Raw genomic sequence first — 16,084 nt, forward strand, 5'->3', positions numbered from 1 at the left:
CGGCCGTTGCGGCTCAGGGCTTACTTGACGTCCGTGATCTTCTTGATGTTGTCCGCGCCGAATTCCTTGGCGTAGCTCACGTAGGCGGGCTTCAGCGCCTCGCGGAAGGCGGCGCCGTCGACGGTGCGCGTGACCTTCATGCCGTCTTTCTCGAGCTGGGCAATGCCGTTGTTCTCGTCGTCGTTGACCTTCTTGCGCTGGGCAATGGCGGCCTTCTTCGCGGCTTCGGTGAACACCTTCTTGTCGGCGTCAGACAGCTTGTTCCACACCTTCGGCGACAGCAGAAGCAGCGCCGGCGAGTACACGTGGCCCGTGAGCGAGAGGTGCTTTTGCACCTGCGAGAACTTCGACGACAGGATCACCGGAATCGGGTTCTCCTGCCCGTCGACCGTGCCTTGCTGCAGCGCGCCGAACAGTTCGGGGAAAGCCATGGGCGTGGGCAGGATGCCGAAGGTGCGGTAGCCGTCCATGTGCACCTTGTTTTCCATGGTGCGCATCTTCAGGCCGGCCGCGTCGCTGGGCTTGACGATGTCGCGCTTGCTGTTCGTCATGTGGCGAAAGCCGTTCTCCGTCCAGGCCAGCGCGATGATGCCCTTGCTCGGGAACTTGGTCAGGATGTCCTGGCCGATGGGGCCGTCCATGACTTTGCGTGCATGGTCGTAGTCGCGGAACAGGAACGGAATGTCGACGATCTTGACCTCGGGCACGAAGTTGCCCACCGGGCCGGTCGAGGTGTTGACCAGGTCCTGCGTGCCGAGCTGGATGGCCTCGATCTGCTCGCGCTCGCCGCCGAGTGCCGAGTTGGCGAAGTGCTGGCACTTGTAGCGGCCTTGGGTGCCTTTCTCGATTTCTTCGCAGAACACCGTGGAGCCCACGCCGTAGTGCGACTCCTTGGAAGTCGCGTAGCCGATCTTCAGAACGGTCGGTTGCTGCGCGAAGGCGGAAGTGCCCAGGGCAAGCGAAAGGCAGGCGGCGGCGATGTGGCCGAGTTTCATGATGTCTCCGGGGTTTGAAGTCAGGTGCGCGTCAGGCGCAACGGACTATGCAACACCCGGGAGCTTTACCGCGTCGGGATTTTCACGGACGTACTCGCGAATGACGGCCTCGAAGTTTTCGTCGGACGTGAGCCCGAGCGCCCTCGCGCGCACGGTATCGATGTGGCCCGGCCAGGTCTTCACGATGCGCTGGATCGTCGGGTCGGGTGTGCGGTCCAGCAGGGCGGTGGCGGCCTTGCCGGCCACGCGCTCCAGCGCCGCGGCCATTTCGCCGACCGTGGTGGCGAGAGAGGGCAGGTTGAGCGCGGTGCGCGGGCCCCACTGCGCATCGCTGGCCTCGGCGGCGCGGATGATGCCTTCGATGGTGCGCGCCGGTGACGCAATGGCGACAGGCGTTGCGTCGGGCACGGGGCAGGCGGCGGGCAACCCGGCCAGCGGCTCGCGGATCATGCCGCTGAAGAAGCCCGAGGCCGCGCCGTTGGGCTTGCCCGGGCGCACGCTCACCGTCATGAGCCGCACGCTGCGCCCGCGCACGAAGCCCTTGCGCGTGAAATCGGCCACCAGCTGTTCACCAATGAATTTCTGGATGCCGTAGCTGGTCTGCGGCGTGGGCAGCGTGTGGTCTTCGATCACCTTCGGCAGCGGCTGCTCGGGCGAATCGCCGAACACTGCGAGCGAACTGGCGAACACCAGCACGGGTTTCGTGCCGAGCGTGCGTACTTTTTCGAGCAAGGCATGCGTGGCCGCGAAGTTGCTGCGCATGCCGAGGTCGAAGTCGGCTTCGCATTCACCGCTCACCGCGGCGGCCAGGTGGAAGATGGCATCGGCTTCGCGCCAGACGGTGGCATCTGCGTCAGCGGCGAGCTGTGCGTTCAGGTCGCCCGTCACGGTGGTGATGCGCGCATCGGCCGCGAGGTCGGCGGGAGCGCCCGCGCGGTCGACCAGCGTGATGCGTTCGATGGGCTGGGCCGGTGCGCCGGCCAGCGAAAGCTTGCCTTGCTTCAACAGCGTGCGTGCGAGGCGCGCGCCCAGAAAACCGGCGCCGCCGGTGATGACGATCTGCATGGGTTTTGTCTCCTGTGAGCCGCAAGAATAAGCGAGGCTCACCAGAGCTTGGCGCAGGCGCCGCTCAACACCACATCGGCACTGGGGGCCGCGGGCGAGGCGCTGCGCTCGCGCGTCACGACGAGGCGCGAGACCTTCGACAGCAGCTTCTCGGAGGTGTCGGGCAGCGTCAGCGTGCCAGCGCCGCTCGCCGGTATCGCGCCGATGGCGAAGGGCGCTGCATCGGCGGGCAAGGCCCACAGCACAAGCCGTTCATCGCCCGAAACGGGCCGCGCTGTCGCACCCAGCACCTTCAGCGTGACCGTGTGGCCATGCCGCAGCGAGCTGACCAGCAATCGGCCCCGGCCGTCGGTGTCGGTGAGCACGCCCACATAGCTTTGCGGCAGCCGCTCGCCCGTGCGCATCGCGAGCTGGTCGCTCGTGATGAAGGCGCCGGGCACGGCAAGGAACAACGCGCTTGCGGCGATGACGCCCGCCACGAGCCCGCCGAAGCTGAAGCCTGCGGGCCGCAGCCAGCCGGTCCAGCGAGAAGGCCGCGCCTGTCGTGCTTGCTGTGCCTGGGCGGGTTGGGTGCGTGCGGCGATCGCGCGCCAGAGATCGGCCGAAGGCTTGCGCTGCTGCACCGACAGGGCCAACTGCCCGAGCCGCTGCTCCCATTGCGCGACCACGTCGCGCACGTCCGCGCGATCGCGCATCAGCCGCTCGAAGCGCCGCCGCGCGCCGCCCTCGAGCGTGCCCAATGCGTAGGCCGATGCCAGTGCATCGAGCAGGCGGGCGTCGGTGTATCTCATGGCGCCACCCCTTGCGCGCTCAGGCAGGCGCGCAGCTTGTCGAGCCCGCGCCGGATCCAGGCCTTGACCGTGCCGAGCGGCGCATTCATCTGTGCAGCCACCTCGGTGTGCGACAGGCCCTGGTAGTAGGCCAGCGCCAAGCTCTGGCGGAAGCTGCCGTCGAGCGCAGACATGCAGCCATCGATGCGAAGCGCATGCATGGCCTGGTCGAACAGCTGCGCTGCGCCGGGGGCCGGGTCGGCTGCCGTATCGGCCTCGGTTTCTGCCTCGCCGTCCGGACCCGTGGCCAGCGGTTGTTCGTGGGTTTTGCGCCGCTTGCGCGCGCGCAGCGCGTCCAGCGCCTTGTTGCGCACGATCGCGATCAGCCAGGTGATGGGCTGGATCTCTTGCCCGTCGACGCTGGAGCGATAGCCGCCCGCGTTTTTCCAGATGCTCACATAGGCCTCTTGCAGCACGTCTTCGGCTGCCTGTTCATTGCCCAACATACGAACCGCGACGCCGAACAGATGCAGGTGCGTGCGTTCGTAGATCTGGGCGAAGCACGCGTGGTCGCCACGGGCCGCGCCGGCGATCAGGTCTTGCAGGCTCATCAGAATATTTCTATTCATGCGGGCGAGTATTGCATCCGTTCCTGCGTGCGTGTCGTTTCTGGAGAAGGACCGGATGATCCGGCCCGCACTCGTTCGTTTATCTTTTCTTCCTGAACCGGGAAATGCCATGACATTGAAATCGACGCGAATTCTTCCCTCGTGCACTGCCCTGCTGGGCGCCGCCTTGCTTGCCGCTTGCGCATCGCCAGCCACCGAACTGCCGGCCGCCATCAAGGCATCCGATGGCGAACGCACCGCCTTCACCTGGCACGCAGTGGGCGTGCAGATCTACGAATGCAAGGCCGGCGACAAGGGCGCGCTGGCCTGGCAGTTCGTGGCGCCCGAGGCGGAGCTTTACGGCCCCGGCGGCGCCAAGGCCGGCACGCACGGCGCGGGGCCCAACTGGACCGCACTGGACGGCAGCAAGACGCTGGGCACGGTGAAGGCCCGCGCCAACGGCCAGCGCGAGGCCGACATTCCGTGGCTGCTGCTGTCCGCCAAGTCGGCCGGCGGTCCCGGCAAGTTGGCCGATGTCACCGGCGTGCAGCGCATCAATACCCTTGGCGGCACTGCGCCGGCAAAGGGGTGCGAGGCGCAGGCCGATGCAGGCAAGCGCATCCGGCAGGACTACAGCGCGGACTACGTCTTCCTGGTTGCCAAGTAGCCGCATGAGGCGGGCCGGCCGGCCCGCCTCATGCTCAGCTCTTCTTGGCGCCACCGGCCTTGAAGCTTTCGACGGAAGCCTTCAGGTCCTTGTACTCGGGGCAAGCCATGTTGCAGGCCTGGCCCAGCGCGGCAAGACGCTGCTCGGCCTTGGGCAGGTCACCCATCGAGATGTACAGCTCGCCCGAATATTCGAGCGCACCGACGTGCTTCGGATCGATCTTCAGCGCGGCGTCGTAGTACTTCTCCGAGGCGGCCCACTTGCCGGCGCCGGACTTGCGCAGGGTGTAGCCCATGAGGTTGTTCCAGTCGGCATTGCCGGTGTCGTTGACGCGTTCGAGTTCGCTGATGGCTGCAGTCCACTTGCTGTCGGCGATCAGCGCGCGGGCGGCGGACAGCTTGTTGGCAGGCGCGGCCTTGGTGGCCGGCGCAGGAGCGGGGGCTGGGTCGGCGGCGAGCGCGTGGCCGGCGGCGACGGTCAGAGCGGCGGCGATGGCGATGCGGTGGAGCAGGGTGTTCATGGCGAAAGATCCTCTTCGATAGGTTGAATGGGTTGGCGGACTGCGACGTGCATCGCCGTCCTGATTCCATTTACGCCACGGGTTTCCGAACGGACGCATCGCCGCGAAAAAAACGGACGAGAGGTTCCTGTCGTGCTCCTGCCTCGTAAAAGTTCGCGCTTAAAGTACCCGCTGGAGCGGAGGACCAACCATGAACAGCAGATTTGAAGTGCCAGATGTGGGGCCCGGTGCGCACCAAGCCAATCCTTACGCGCCGCCCGAGGCCCCAGTCGATCGGGCACCGCCACAGCGGCCTGCAGCAAGGAAGCCGATCGCGGCCTGGCTTCTGCAACTTCTTGCGGTAGTTGTCGGTGGGCTGTCGGCGCTCGGTATCTGGCGTCTCATGGCCTACCTGGTGCAGAACCCGCAGATTGAAGCGGGCGGCATGCTGTTGTTCTTCGACTTCGCATGGCGCTTGGGACTCGTCGCGAGCGCCGTTGGCGCACTGATCGGCACGCAACGGCGCACCGCCTATGGACGGTGGTTGGGCTTGCTGTTGCTCGCTGCGGCGGTCGTGTTGCTTGCATATCTGAAGCTCGGCCTGCCTTTCATGTCGACGCGCAACTCGTATTGGCGCCTCGCTCCTTCGAGCACAAGCGTGGACAACTCGGCGGAGGCAGCGGGCATCGTGCTGCTGTTCGGCCTCATGGCGTGGTGGGTGTACGCCTTCGGCTTCTCGGCCAAGGCCCGCAAGTTCTTCAGGGTCACGCCTCGCGTGGAGTCCACTGGTCCCCGCTAAAGGTCGGGGCCAGCAGCACTCGGTGGCCTTCGCGCGCACCCCCGAACGCAAACAGCACCGAAACGAAAAAGCCCTCCGAAGAGGGCTTTGCCACACAAGCGCAGAGCGCCTTACATCCCCACGTAGTTCGGCCCGCCACCGCCCTCAGGCGTAACCCACACGATGTTCTGCGTCGGATCCTTGATGTCGCAGGTCTTGCAGTGCACGCAGTTCTGCGCGTTGATCTGCAGGCGCTGCTTGCCGTCTTCCGTGCCGACGAACTCGTACACGCCGGCCGGGCAGTAGCGGCTCTCAGGGCCCGCGAACTTGGCGAGATTGACGTTGACCGGCACCGTCGCGTCCTTCAGCGTCAGGTGGGCCGGCTGCTGCTCTTCATGGTTCGTGTTGCTGATGAACACGCTGGAGAGACGATCGAAGGTGAGCTTGCCGTCCGGCTTCGGATAGACGATGGGCTTGCACTCCGCCGCGGGCTTCAGGTACTGGTGGTCGGGCTTGTTGCGGTGCAGCGTCCACGGAATGTGGCCCTTGAGCAGCCATTGCTCGATGCCGTTCATGAAAGTTGCAATGCCCAGGCCCTTCTTGAACCAGGCCTTGAAGTTGCGCGCCTTGTTCAGCTCGGCGTGCAGCCAGCTCTTCTCGAAGGCGGCCGGGTAGGCCGTGAGCTCGTCGTGCTGGCGGCCGGCTGTGACCGCGTCGAAGGCGGCCTCGGCGCACAGCATGCCGGTCTTGATGGCGGCGTGGCTGCCCTTGATGCGGCTCACGTTGAGGTAGCCGGCCTCGCAGCCGACCAGTGCGCCGCCCGGGAACACCGTCTTGGGCAGCGACATCAGGCCGCCGGCCGTGATGGCGCGCGCGCCGTAGCCGATGCGCTTGGCCGGCTTGATGCCCTTGGCCTCGTCGCCTTCGAGGTACCAGCGGATGTTGGGGTGCAGCTTCCAGCGCTGCATTTCCTCGAACGGGCTCAGGTAGGGGTTGCTGTAGTCCAGTCCCGTGATGAAGCCCATGGTGACCTTGTTGTCCTCCATGTGATAGAGGAAGGCGCCGCCGTAGGTGTTGTTGTCCATCGGCCAGCCGGCGGTGTGCAGCACGAAGCCGGGCTGGTGGCGCTTGGGGTCGATTTCCCAGACTTCCTTCACGCCGAGGCCGTAGGTCTGCGGGTCTTTACCTGCGTCGAGCTTGTACTTTGCGATGAGCTGGCGGCCCAGGTGGCCGCGCGCGCCTTCGGCGAACACCGTGTATTTGCCCAGCAGCTCCATACCGAGCTGGAAGTTCTCGGTCGGTTCGCCGTCCTTGCCGACACCCATGTTGCCGGTGGCCACGCCGCGCACCGAACCGTCTTCGTTGTAGAGCACTTCAGCGGCAGGAAAGCCTGGGAAGATCTCGACGCCGAGATTTTCAGCCTGTTGCGCCAGCCACTTGGTGAAGGCGCCCAGGCTGATGATGTAGTTGCCGTGGTTCTGGAAGCAGGCCGGCAGGAAGAGGTTGGGAGTGCGCAGGCTCGACTTCTCGCCCAGGAACACCATCGCGTCGTCTGTCACCGGCTGGTTCAGCGGGGCGCCCAGTTCCTTCCAGTCGGGCAGTAGTTCGTTGAGCGCGCGCGGGTCCATGATGGCGCCCGAGAGGATGTGCGCGCCGGGCTCCGAGCCCTTTTCGAGCACCACGACCGAGATCTCTTTTTCGTGCTGCGCGGCGAGTTGCTTGAGCCGGATCGCGGTCGAGAGGCCGGCCGGGCCGCCACCGACCACGACCACGTCGTATTCCATGGCTTCGCGAGGGCCGAACTGGGCGAGGATTTCGTCGTGGGTCATGTGGGTTGGGTCGATAATGATTTTTCGAGGCGCGGGGCTTCCCGGGTTGCGGGGCATTTTATGCGGCGTCCACGGGCGGTCCGTGTCACTCGTGGGCGGGGCGCTTGGGCGTCACCTGCGCGACTCCACAGGATTCAGTTCATGGCATACAGCATCGATCTTTCCGGCCGCGTGGCCTTCGTCACCGGCGCCTCCAGCGGGCTCGGCGCCCAGTTCGCGAAAACCCTGGCTCGTGCGGGCGCCGCGGTGGTGCTGGCCAGCCGCCGCGTCGAGAAGCTCAAGGAGCTGCGCGCACGCATCGAAGGCGAGGGCGGCGACGCCCACGTGGTCGAGCTCGACGTGACCGACATCGGCAGCATCAAGGCGGCGGTCGCGCGTGCCGAGACAGAGGTGGGCGCCATCGACATCCTGGTCAACAACTCGGGCGTGAGCACCACACAGCGCCTGCAGGACGTGACTCCCGACGACTACGACTACATCTTCGACACCAACGTGAAGGGCTCCTTCTTCGTGGCGCAAGAGGTCGGCAAGCGCATGCTGGCGCGCGCCCAGGGCACGGCGCCTGGCACCTACATCGGTGGGCGCATCATCAACATTGCGTCGGCGGCGGCGCTCAAGGTCATGCCGCAGATCGGCACGTACTGCATGAGCAAGATCGCCGTGGTGCAGATGACCAAGGCCATGGCGCTCGAATGGGGTCGCTTCGGCATCAACGTGAACGCGCTGTGCCCGGGCTACATCACGACCGAGCTCAACGAGGAACACTGGAGCACCGAAGGCGGCGCCAAGCTGGTCAACATGCTGCCGCGCAAGCGCGTGGGCAAGCCCGAAGACCTGGACGGCCTGATCGTGCTGCTGGCCAGCGGCCAGAGCCACTTCGTGAACGGCGCCGTCATCGCGGCCGACGACGGGTTCTCGCTCTGAGTCCGCGGGCTTGGGTCGGCATTGCGGCCGGACTGGCCGCGGGTGCGCTCTGGGGCTTGACCTTCGTGGCACCGCGCATGGTGGGTCACTTCGGCATGGTGGACATCACGGCCTCGCGCTTCGCGGTGTTCGGAGCGATCTCGGCGCTTGCCGTGTTTGCGCGGCCTGCCGCCGTGCGCTGGCCGAACGGGCGGCAGGCGCTCGCGGCGCTGGGGCTCAGCGTGTTGGGCTTTACCGGCTACTACCTGCTGCTGGCCTTCGGCATCGAGGCGGCGGGCACCGAGGTACCCAGCCTCATCATCGGCACGATCCCCGTCTGGATGATGCTGCTGGGCCGGCCCGTCGGCCTGCGGATGCGCGCGCTGCTGCCGGGGCTGCTGCTCACGGGCGCGGGCATCGCGCTGATGATCTACGGCGCATGGTCCGCGCAGCACGGCGCAGGCAGTGGCGGTGCCCGCTTCGGCTGGGGCATCGCGCTGGCGCTGGCCGCAATGGCAAGCTGGACGGTGTACGGCCTGCTCAACGCCGCCTGGCTGCAGCGCCACACCGAGCTCAACGCAACCGACTGGGCCAACTGGCTCGGCGTGGCGACTGGCCTGGGCGCCTTGCTGCTGTGGCTGGTTGCGGGCAGCGACGTGGCCACTCTGAAGGCGCAGCCCGACGGCATGCTGTTCGTGTGGATCGCGCTGGCGAGCGGCTTCGGCTCGTCGTGGCTGGCGACCATCCTCTGGAACGTCGCGAGCCAGCGCCTGTCCGCCAGCCTGTGCGGCCAGCTGATCGTCAGCGAGACGCTGTTCGCGCTGTTCTATTCCTTCGTCTGGGACGGCCGCTGGCCGCAGGCCGCCGAGTGGGCGGCGGCGCTGCTGTTCGTGCTGGGCATCCTCGCATCCATCAAGGCGCACCGATGAGAATCGAAATCCCTGAAAAGAAAAAGCTCGTGTATGAAACGTCGATCCCGATCCGATGGGGCGACATGGATGCAATGGGCCATCTGAACAACGGCACCTACTTTCGCTACCTCGAAACCGCGCGCATCGACTGGATGCACTCCATCGGCTTCGAGCCCGAGCCTGGCGGCGAGGGCATGGTGATCGTCAACGCCTTCTGCAATTTCTACCGCCAGATCGAATACCCGGGCAACGTGCTGCTCAAGATGTACGTGAGCGACCCCGGCCGCACCACCTTCGAGAGCTGGGGCACCATGGCCCGCGAGGAAGAGCCCGACGTGATCTGCGCAGCTGGCGGCGCGACCACCATCTGGGTCGACTTTCCGAAGCAGAAGGCGCTGGCGCTGCCCGATTGGCTGCGCGCGCTGGTGAGCGAGTGAACGGCGGTCCGATGAAGCGGAAGCTCCTGGCGTTAACGCTCCTGGCATTGCTTGTCACCGGCAGTCACGCCCAGACAAGCCTACCCGGCAAGAACGAATGCGCAGCCAATGCGCCGTACGTGAGCGCCGAGGCGCTGAAGAAGGCTGGGCTTGAACTCCCCGCATTCAAGCGCTATTGCTACACCGACAAGTCGGGCAGCTACGTCTTGCTGCTCGGCGAAAAGCAGGACGAGCCATACGACGGGGAACTGCTGTCCTCGGCCATCCAGGCCTCGCTCTACAAGGTGGGCGGCGACAACACCTTGACCCGTGAATGGTCGATCCGCGACTTCGCCAACAAGGACGAGGCCGGCGTCAACTTTCGCTCGAAGCTCATCGAACTCGCGGACATCGACGGCGACGGGCTGGTCGACCCGATCCTCGTGTATCGCTTCTTCAACCCCGTTGACGCCGATCACATCGACAACGACGACTACGTGGGGCGCATCAAGATCGTCGCTTTCCATCTGGGCCGCAAGGCGACGATCCACGCCATCACCGGTCATCTGGACGGCGATCGCAAGACCACCGCCAATGACAACTACTTTGCGTTGCCCAAGCCGGTGCAGCGGCATCTCGTGAAGAAGATGAAGGCGATGTACGACGCCGGGCAGTTCGGCTTCGACAACTCCTATGGCTTTGTGCCGAAGAAGGAAGCTGCCCGGCGCTGAAGAGGCTCAGGCCGGCCGCAGCACGATGCGCGCCTCGAAGCCGTGCGCCGCGCCCAGGGGCGGCGACGAGAGTTCGAGCTTCGCGCCGTGCTTCTCGACGATGGTGCCCACGATCGAAATGCCCAGGCCATAGCCCGCGCGGTCGGAGCTGTGGCGCACGTGGCGCTCGCGCAGGGTTTCGAGCTGCGCGGGGGTAACGCCGTGGCCGGTGTCGCGCACGGCCAGGGTGCAAGGCGACATCACCTCGATGACGACGCGGCCGCCGCCGTAGCGCAGCGCGTTCTCCACCAGGTTGCGCAGGGCAATTGCGAGAGCATCGACGTCGCCGAGGGCCAGTGGCACGACGCTGTCGGGCACCTTGAGCATGAGCCGCTCGGCATTCTGCGGGTCTTGCCAGAACTCCTGCGCCACGGTGCCGGCAAGCTGCACCAGGTCGACCCGCGTGCGCGCGAGCGAGGCGCCCGATTCCGCGCGCGACAGCTGCAGCAGCTTTTCGGTGCGATGGCTGAGAGTGTGCAGCGCATCGAGCGCGGCCTGCACGTCGTTACGCTGCAGGTCGTGCTCCAGCGCGGTCTGCAGCCGCAGGCGGGCGGCGGCGAGCGGCGTGCGCAGCTCGTGCGCGGCATTGGCCGCCAGGGCGCGCTCCACGTCGAGCGAGTGAGACAGCCGCTCCAGCAGCCGGTTGACGTGATCGCCGACAGTGCGCAACTCCTTGGGCAACCCGCCGGGCAGGGCGATCGGGCTCAGGTCGGCGCCGCTGCGCTTCTCGATCTCGCCGGCCAGATCCTGCAGCACCCGCAGCTCGGTGCGCGCCACGTTGCGCAACACCAGCGCAAGCAGCGGCAGCACTGCGCCGAGCGGAATGATCAGGCCGAAGAGCGTGCGGTTGAGGGCGTGGCGGCGTTCGTCGAGCGGGTCCGCCACCTGGAAGAACAGGCCCAGCGTCGGGTGTCGCACGGTGTAGATGCGCCAGGTCGGGTTGTTCGCGAAGCCGGCGGCCAGCGGCACGTCGAAGGTGTCCGCGGGCGCCTCGGCGGAGCGCAGCATCACATGCTCGTGCAGATCGACGATCTGGTAGATCACCGCGTCTTCCGAGAACAGCTGCTTGGGCGCGATCAGCGGTTCGCGCGGCGGCTCCTGGCCCGGGTGCTGCAGCTTTTCCAGTTCCTGCACCGCCATCGCGAACATGCGGTGCGAGACCTCGACCAGTTCGTTGTCGAAGTTGTGGTTGATCTCGCGGTCCACATACCAGACCACGGCGAACACGCACAACAGCCACACGCCGCCGACCCAGATGATCAGGGTGCGGGTCAGCCGGCCGGCGAGCGAGTCGCGGCCGGCCGCGAAGCTGGAGGCACTCATTCGTCGTCGTCCGCGGAGAACGACAGCCGGTAGCCGAGGCCGCGCAGTGTCTGGATGTGGCTGCGTCCGAGCTTGCGCCGCAGGCGGCTGATGAAGACCTCTAGCGTGTTGCTGTCGGCCTCGTCGCCGAAGCCGTACAGCGCATCGGCGAGGTTCTCGCGCGTGTGGATGCGCTCGGGCCGCGTGGCCATGACGCGCAGCAGCGCCCATTCCTTCTGCGTCAGCGTGATCGGCGAGCCGTCCTTGCGCACCATGTCGTGCGCCAGGTCGATCTCGAGCGTGCCGAGGTGCAGCACCGGCGAGCTGCTGGAGCTGCGGCGCCGCTCGACCGCGCGCAGGCGCGCAAGCAGTTCGGCAGGGTCGTAGGGCTTGATGAGGTAGTCGTCGGCGCCGGCGTCCAGGCCGCGGATGCGGTCTGTTACCTGGTCGCGGGCCGTCAGCACGATGACTATGGGGCGCTCGGGCAGGGCGCGGATCTGCGGCAGCAGCGAGAGGCCGTCTCCGTCGCCCAGATGCAGGTCGAGCAGCACGGCTGCGTACTGCACCGAGAGCAGGGCGCCGCGCGCGTCGGCCAGGCTGGGCGCCACGTCGACCACGAAAGCCTTGGCCAACAGGTAGCTGCAGACGGCATCTGCCAATGCACTGTCATCTTCGACCAGCAATATGCGCACGCATGTCTTTCCAAGAAAAATTGCAGTCTAGCGTCACCGAGTTGCACCGGGCCTTTCAGTCAGGTTCGGTTCATCTTGCTTCAGGCTCGGTTCATTCCGCAAACGTAGGCTCGCGACTGTTTTTCAGTCCTGCCTTCGTCCATGACTCGTTTTCCCAATTTTCGTCTGGGGGTTCTGACCCTTATCGCACTGGTTGCACTGATGGCGTGGGACGCGACGGGCGGGGATCTGATGCTGGCGCGCATGGCAGGGTCCCACATCGGGTTTCCCCTGCGCGACAGCCCCTTCATGGTTCATGTGATGCATGAGGGCGCCCGCGACCTCAGCTGGGTGCTCGTGATCACGCTGTTCGCCGCGATCCGCTGGCCCTTCGGCCTGCTGCGCCGCCTGAGCACCGGTAGCCGCGTGCAGTTGGCCCTGACCGTGCTGCTCTCGGTGATTGCGGTCAGCGTGCTCAAGCACGCCAGCCACACCAGTTGCCCTTGGGATCTGCAGGAGTTCGGCGGCATGGCGCGCTACGTGTCGCACTGGTCGTGGGGCGTCGACGACGGCGGGCCAGGCGGGTGCTTCCCGGCCGGCCATGCTTCGGCGGCCTTTGCCTACGTGGGCGGGTATTTCGTGCTGCGCCGGGTGTCGTCCCGCGCTGCAGCAATCTGGCTAGGGGTGGCGATGGTTGCAGGGCTCGTGCTGGGTGTGTCGCAGCAGCTGCGCGGCGCCCACTACATGAGCCACACGCTCTGGACGGCCTGGGTCTGCTGGGTTGTGGGCTTTGCCATCGAGGTGGCGGTAACGCGCTTCGGTTCGCGCGCATTGAGGCCGGCGGTGCCCGCACATGCAGGACCTTGATTTCGCGCTGTTCAGGCTGATCAACGCGGGCATGTCGGTACCGGCATGGAGCCTGGGCTTCGCAGAGTTCTCCTCCAACCTGCTGCCTGCTCTGTTGACGCTCGCCATCGGGGTCTGCGCATTGTTCAGCCGGCGCTGGCGCTATGCGCTGTTCACGGTGCTGATGAGCGTGCTGGCCGTATGGTTGATCGTGAACATGATCCGCACGGTGGCGCCGATTCCCCGGCCTGCGTTCTATGGCCTGGGCATCCAGTGGGTGCCGCAGGGCGTGCGGCCCGGTTTCCCGAGCCTGCATGCGGCCGGCACCTTTGCCGCGGCCTTTGCGCTCTGGTGCCTGCCTGCTCGCTGGCCCATGCTGGCGGCGCTGCTGGTGGCCACTGTAGTGGCGTGGAGCCGGGTGTACCTGGGCCTGCATTTCCCCTCCGACATCGTGGCGGCGGCGATGCTGGGCGCGGTGGTGTCGATCGTGGTGGAACGCGGCATCAGCCGGCCGCTGAGCCTGGCCGTTTCCAGCGGTGCTTTCGTGACGCGGCGGCGCGCGAGGATGAGGATGCTGAGGATGCGCAGGGCCGGCCTGAACACTGACTGAATAGTCAGTTCAGGCTCCCTTCAGGCGGGTTCGTTACATTCGGCACATGTCTGTTTCGCGAATCGCTCCCGCCCCATTGCAGCGGGTGGGTACTTCTGACTCCAAAACGCCACACTCGCCTGCCTCCGGCGGCCCGTGGGTGCGCTTCAATCTGTGGCTGGAGCGGCCGCGTTCGGCCGCCGTGGTCGTCCTGTGGCTCAGCCTCTACCTCGTCCTGACCACCAACTGGCCGCTGTGGAACGAGTTGGCCCGCATCGGTGGTGCGCCGAGCACCTACATGACGACCATCGTGGTCATGAGTCTGCTCACGCTGTGCGGCTCGGCGGCCATGTTGTCGCTCACCGCCTGGTCCCGCTGGATGAAGCCGCTGTGGCTCGCCGTGGTCGTGCTGGCTGCGGTGGTGCAGCACTACATGCTCGAGTACCGCGTGGTGATGGACCCGACCATGATCGCCAACGCGCTGCAGACCGACCCGAACGAGGCGCGCGATCTGCTGAGTTGGCGCATGGCCTTCAACGTGTGGGTTGTGGTACTGCCCGCGGCCTGGTTGCTGTGGCGGGTGCGCGTCGCGCCGATGGGCATCCTGTCGAAGCTATGGCGCAACGTGGCGCTGCTGCTGCTGTCGGTGGTCGTGGCGCTCGGCGCGGCGGTGTCCATGAACCGCGAGCTGGCGCCGCTGATGCGCAACAACGTTCATCTGCGCTACATGATGAACCCCATCGCGACCCTCTATTCCACGGGTTCGCTGCTCATCAAGCCGCTGTTCAAGCGCAGCGGCAAGCTGATTCCGATCACCGCCGGCACGGCGCTGGGCGCGAGCTATGCGGCCCAGACCAAGCCGCCGCTGTTCGTGGTGGTGGTGGGCGAGACGGCCCGCGCCGACCACTTCGCCCTCAACGGCTATGCGCGCGACACCACGCCCGAGTTGGCCAAGCGCGGCGTGCTGAGCTACCGCGACGTGCATTCCTGCGGCACCAATACGCTGGCCTCGGTACCGTGCATGTTCTCGCCGCTGGGCAAGCAGGGATATGAGTCACGCAAGGACGACTACGAGAACCTCGTCGACGTGCTGCAGGCCGCCGGGCTGGCCGTGTTCTGGCTCGACAACCAGGCTGGCTGCAAGGACGTCTGCACCCGCGTGCCGAATGCCTCGGCCTTCGACGGCCTCGATGCCGCCACGAAGAAGGCTCTGTGCGACGGCGACGAATGCCTCGACGACGTGATGCTCAAGGGCCTGGACGAGCGCATCGCCGCATTGCCGGCCGAGCGCCGCGCCAAGGGCATCGTGCTGGTGATGCACCAGATGGGCAGCCACGGCCCGGCCTACTACAAGCGCTCGGCGGCCGATGTGAAGCGCTTCCTGCCCGAGTGCAAGACCAATGCGCTGGCCGAGTGCGGCCACGCCGAGCTGATGAACGTGTACGACAACTCGATCGTGCAGACCGATCGCTTCCTCGGCCAGACCATCGACTGGCTCAAGGCGCAATCGAAGCAGTACGACCCGGCCATGCTGTACGTGAGCGACCACGGCGAGTCGCTCGGCGAGTACGGCCTGTTCCTGCACGGTGTGCCCTACAGCTTCGCGCCCGAGGCGCAGAAGCACGTGCCCATGGTCACGTGGTTCAGCGAAGGCATGAGCGAGCGGCGCAAGCTCTCGCGCTCGTGCATGGAGGCGGGGCTCGATGCGCCGCTCACGCACGACAACCTGTACCACACGGTGCTCGGCGTGATGGACGTGACCACGCCCACCTACAAGTCTGCCCTCGACGCGCTCGCGTCCTGCCGCAACAAGGCCTGAACGGGTTCGGCTACTTCTTCTCGCGGGGCAGCCGCCCCATGAGGAAGAACTCGTTGTTCGGCTGCATGCCGCTGAAGCTGGCCAGGCGATTGCTCAGGCCGAAGAAGGCGGTGATGGCCGCGATGTCCCAGATGTCCTCGTCGTCGAAGCCGTGGGCGTGCAGCGGCGGAAAGTCGCTGTCGTCGATCTCGTGCGAGCGGTCGCAGACCTTCATTGCAAAGTCGAGCATCGCGCGCTGGCGCGGCGTGATGTCGGCCTTGCGGTAGTTCACTGCCACTTGGTCGGCCACCAGCGGCTTCTTCTCGTAGATGCGCAGCAGCGCGCCGTGCGCCACCACGCAGTACAGGCACTGGTTGGCCGCGCTGGTGGTGGTGACGATCATCTCGCGGTCGCCCTTGGTGAGCGAGCCTTCTTCCTTGAGCATGAGCGCGTCGTGATACGCGAAGAACGCGCGCCACTCGGCGGGGCGGCGCGCCAGGCCGAGGAACACGTTGGGCACGAAGCCTGCCTTTTCCTGCACGGCGAGGATCGCGGTGCGGATGTCCTCGGGCAGGTCTTTCAGTTCGGCAAGGGGGTAGCGGGCCGTTGTCATGTTGTCTCCTGGTGTTCGATGCCAGGATCATAGGCAACCGCCCGCGGTGCGCCG

18 protein-coding genes are annotated in these 16,084 nt (G+C 66.3%); 9 read left to right on the forward strand and 9 right to left on the reverse strand.

Translation table 11 applies throughout. The features are described from left to right. Positions 1–20: 20 nt before the first annotated feature. Genes BMW87_RS00145 through BMW87_RS00160 form a run of 4 tightly spaced genes read right to left on the reverse strand, consistent with a single transcriptional unit; the run spans position 21 to position 3,570 of the window. A complete protein-coding gene (locus BMW87_RS00145; RefSeq protein WP_093055567.1) occupies positions 21–995 on the reverse strand; it encodes a TRAP transporter substrate-binding protein in 975 nt (324 codons plus the stop codon). 45 nt (positions 996–1,040) lie between these two features. Beyond that, a complete protein-coding gene (gene denD / locus BMW87_RS00150) occupies positions 1,041–2,060 on the reverse strand; it encodes a D-erythronate dehydrogenase (protein ID WP_093073258.1) in 1,020 nt (339 codons plus the stop codon). Positions 2,061–2,098: 38 nt separating this feature from the next. Continuing rightward, the gene (locus BMW87_RS00155) at positions 2,099–2,851 is read right to left on the reverse strand and encodes an anti-sigma factor (protein ID WP_093073260.1); all 753 of its coding nucleotides are present in this window, start codon (positions 2,849–2,851) and stop codon (positions 2,099–2,101) included. Beyond that, on the reverse strand, positions 2,848–3,570 hold the full coding sequence (locus BMW87_RS00160; RefSeq protein WP_256216610.1) for an RNA polymerase sigma factor: 723 nt from the start codon (positions 3,568–3,570) through the stop codon (positions 2,848–2,850). Before BMW87_RS00160 ends, BMW87_RS00155 begins: the two co-directional genes overlap by 4 nt. Here BMW87_RS00160 and BMW87_RS00165 point away from each other — a divergent pair. Then, positions 3,569–4,105 (forward strand): DUF3455 domain-containing protein, encoded by a 537-nt coding sequence (locus BMW87_RS00165; protein WP_093073264.1) that lies wholly within the window; start codon positions 3,569–3,571, stop codon positions 4,103–4,105. The genes BMW87_RS00160 and BMW87_RS00165 overlap by 2 nt on opposite strands. Before the next feature lie 34 nt (positions 4,106–4,139). Here the strand turns inward: BMW87_RS00165 and BMW87_RS00170 are convergent, their stop codons facing one another. Further along, a complete protein-coding gene (locus BMW87_RS00170; protein WP_093073266.1) occupies positions 4,140–4,625 on the reverse strand; it encodes a tetratricopeptide repeat protein in 486 nt (161 codons plus the stop codon). 190 nt (positions 4,626–4,815) lie between these two features. Here BMW87_RS00170 and BMW87_RS00175 point away from each other — a divergent pair, with 190 nt between their 5' ends. After that, a complete protein-coding gene (locus BMW87_RS00175) occupies positions 4,816–5,403 on the forward strand; it encodes a hypothetical protein (RefSeq protein WP_143062536.1) in 588 nt (195 codons plus the stop codon). A 110-nt stretch (positions 5,404–5,513) separates the two neighbouring features. On the opposite strand, the gene BMW87_RS00180 is transcribed toward BMW87_RS00175, so the two are convergent. Further along, on the reverse strand, positions 5,514–7,211 hold the full coding sequence (locus tag BMW87_RS00180; protein ID WP_093073270.1) for an electron transfer flavoprotein-ubiquinone oxidoreductase: 1,698 nt from the start codon (positions 7,209–7,211) through the stop codon (positions 5,514–5,516). A gap of 141 nt (positions 7,212–7,352) precedes the next feature. On the opposite strand from BMW87_RS00180, the gene BMW87_RS00185 reads away from it, so the two are divergent. From BMW87_RS00185 to BMW87_RS00200, 4 genes are read left to right on the forward strand one after another with little or no spacing between them, the layout of a single operon-like run. Further along, positions 7,353–8,135: an SDR family oxidoreductase gene (locus BMW87_RS00185; RefSeq protein WP_093055581.1), complete on the forward strand. Its 783-nt coding sequence runs from the start codon at positions 7,353–7,355 to the stop codon at positions 8,133–8,135. A gap of 20 nt (positions 8,136–8,155) precedes the next feature. Then, complete coding sequence (locus tag BMW87_RS00190; RefSeq protein ID WP_256216675.1) at positions 8,156–9,043, forward strand: DMT family transporter; 888 nt, start codon at positions 8,156–8,158, stop codon at positions 9,041–9,043. Continuing rightward, the gene (locus BMW87_RS00195; RefSeq protein WP_093073272.1) at positions 9,040–9,462 is read left to right on the forward strand and encodes an acyl-CoA thioesterase; all 423 of its coding nucleotides are present in this window, start codon (positions 9,040–9,042) and stop codon (positions 9,460–9,462) included. The genes BMW87_RS00190 and BMW87_RS00195 overlap by 4 nt, the downstream gene beginning before the upstream one ends. 11 nt (positions 9,463–9,473) lie before the next feature. Continuing rightward, positions 9,474–10,172 carry a M949_RS01915 family surface polysaccharide biosynthesis protein gene (locus BMW87_RS00200; RefSeq protein WP_143062537.1) on the forward strand — a complete coding sequence of 233 codons (699 nt, stop codon included), beginning with the start codon at positions 9,474–9,476 and terminating at the stop codon, positions 10,170–10,172. A gap of 6 nt (positions 10,173–10,178) precedes the next feature. On the opposite strand, the gene BMW87_RS00205 is transcribed toward BMW87_RS00200, so the two are convergent. Further along, positions 10,179–11,534 carry a sensor histidine kinase gene (locus BMW87_RS00205; protein ID WP_093073276.1) on the reverse strand — a complete coding sequence of 452 codons (1,356 nt, stop codon included), beginning with the start codon at positions 11,532–11,534 and terminating at the stop codon, positions 10,179–10,181. Beyond that, on the reverse strand, positions 11,531–12,205 hold the full coding sequence (locus tag BMW87_RS00210; RefSeq protein WP_093073278.1) for a response regulator transcription factor: 675 nt from the start codon (positions 12,203–12,205) through the stop codon (positions 11,531–11,533). The genes BMW87_RS00205 and BMW87_RS00210 overlap by 4 nt, the downstream gene beginning before the upstream one ends. Positions 12,206–12,346: 141 nt before the next feature. On the opposite strand from BMW87_RS00210, the gene BMW87_RS00215 reads away from it, so the two are divergent. From BMW87_RS00215 to BMW87_RS00225, 3 genes are read left to right on the forward strand one after another with little or no spacing between them, the layout of a single operon-like run. After that, positions 12,347–13,051, forward strand: coding sequence for a phosphatase PAP2 family protein (locus BMW87_RS00215; RefSeq protein WP_093073280.1), 705 nt, complete (start codon positions 12,347–12,349; stop codon positions 13,049–13,051). After that, on the forward strand, positions 13,038–13,640 hold the full coding sequence (locus BMW87_RS00220) for a phosphatase PAP2 family protein (protein WP_093073282.1): 603 nt from the start codon (positions 13,038–13,040) through the stop codon (positions 13,638–13,640). The genes BMW87_RS00215 and BMW87_RS00220 overlap by 14 nt, the downstream gene beginning before the upstream one ends. Before the next feature lie 46 nt (positions 13,641–13,686). Beyond that, on the forward strand, positions 13,687–15,438 hold the full coding sequence (locus tag BMW87_RS00225) for a phosphoethanolamine transferase (protein ID WP_093073284.1): 1,752 nt from the start codon (positions 13,687–13,689) through the stop codon (positions 15,436–15,438). 10 nt (positions 15,439–15,448) lie between these two features. Here the strand turns inward: BMW87_RS00225 and BMW87_RS00230 are convergent, their stop codons facing one another. Continuing rightward, entirely contained in the window at positions 15,449–16,030 is a 582-nt protein-coding gene (locus BMW87_RS00230) for a peroxidase-related enzyme (protein WP_093055598.1), read from the reverse strand. Positions 16,031–16,084 lie beyond the last annotated feature (54 nt).

Source organism: Variovorax sp. OV084 (assembly GCF_900111625.1).
GTDB lineage: Bacteria > Pseudomonadota > Gammaproteobacteria > Burkholderiales > Burkholderiaceae_C > Variovorax.

Coding starts and splice junctions, on each gene's coding strand:
- BMW87_RS00145 (WP_093055567.1), bottom strand. CDS start 995: ATGAAACTCGGCCACATCGCCGCCGCCTGCCTTTCGCTTGCCCTGGGC.
- denD (WP_093073258.1), bottom strand. CDS start 2,060: ATGCAGATCGTCATCACCGGCGGCGCCGGTTTTCTGGGCGCGCGCCTC.
- BMW87_RS00155 (WP_093073260.1), bottom strand. CDS start 2,851: ATGAGATACACCGACGCCCGCCTGCTCGATGCACTGGCATCGGCCTAC.
- BMW87_RS00165 (WP_093073264.1), top strand. CDS start 3,569: ATGACATTGAAATCGACGCGAATTCTTCCCTCGTGCACTGCCCTGCTG.
- BMW87_RS00160 (WP_256216610.1), bottom strand. CDS start 3,570: ATGGCATTTCCCGGTTCAGGAAGAAAAGATAAACGAACGAGTGCGGGC.
- BMW87_RS00170 (WP_093073266.1), bottom strand. CDS start 4,625: ATGAACACCCTGCTCCACCGCATCGCCATCGCCGCCGCTCTGACCGTC.
- BMW87_RS00175 (WP_143062536.1), top strand. CDS start 4,816: ATGAACAGCAGATTTGAAGTGCCAGATGTGGGGCCCGGTGCGCACCAA.
- BMW87_RS00180 (WP_093073270.1), bottom strand. CDS start 7,211: ATGACCCACGACGAAATCCTCGCCCAGTTCGGCCCTCGCGAAGCCATG.
- BMW87_RS00185 (WP_093055581.1), top strand. CDS start 7,353: ATGGCATACAGCATCGATCTTTCCGGCCGCGTGGCCTTCGTCACCGGC.
- BMW87_RS00195 (WP_093073272.1), top strand. CDS start 9,040: ATGAGAATCGAAATCCCTGAAAAGAAAAAGCTCGTGTATGAAACGTCG.
- BMW87_RS00200 (WP_143062537.1), top strand. CDS start 9,474: ATGAAGCGGAAGCTCCTGGCGTTAACGCTCCTGGCATTGCTTGTCACC.
- BMW87_RS00205 (WP_093073276.1), bottom strand. CDS start 11,534: ATGAGTGCCTCCAGCTTCGCGGCCGGCCGCGACTCGCTCGCCGGCCGG.
- BMW87_RS00215 (WP_093073280.1), top strand. CDS start 12,347: ATGACTCGTTTTCCCAATTTTCGTCTGGGGGTTCTGACCCTTATCGCA.
- BMW87_RS00220 (WP_093073282.1), top strand. CDS start 13,038: ATGCAGGACCTTGATTTCGCGCTGTTCAGGCTGATCAACGCGGGCATG.
- BMW87_RS00225 (WP_093073284.1), top strand. CDS start 13,687: ATGTCTGTTTCGCGAATCGCTCCCGCCCCATTGCAGCGGGTGGGTACT.
- BMW87_RS00230 (WP_093055598.1), bottom strand. CDS start 16,030: ATGACAACGGCCCGCTACCCCCTTGCCGAACTGAAAGACCTGCCCGAG.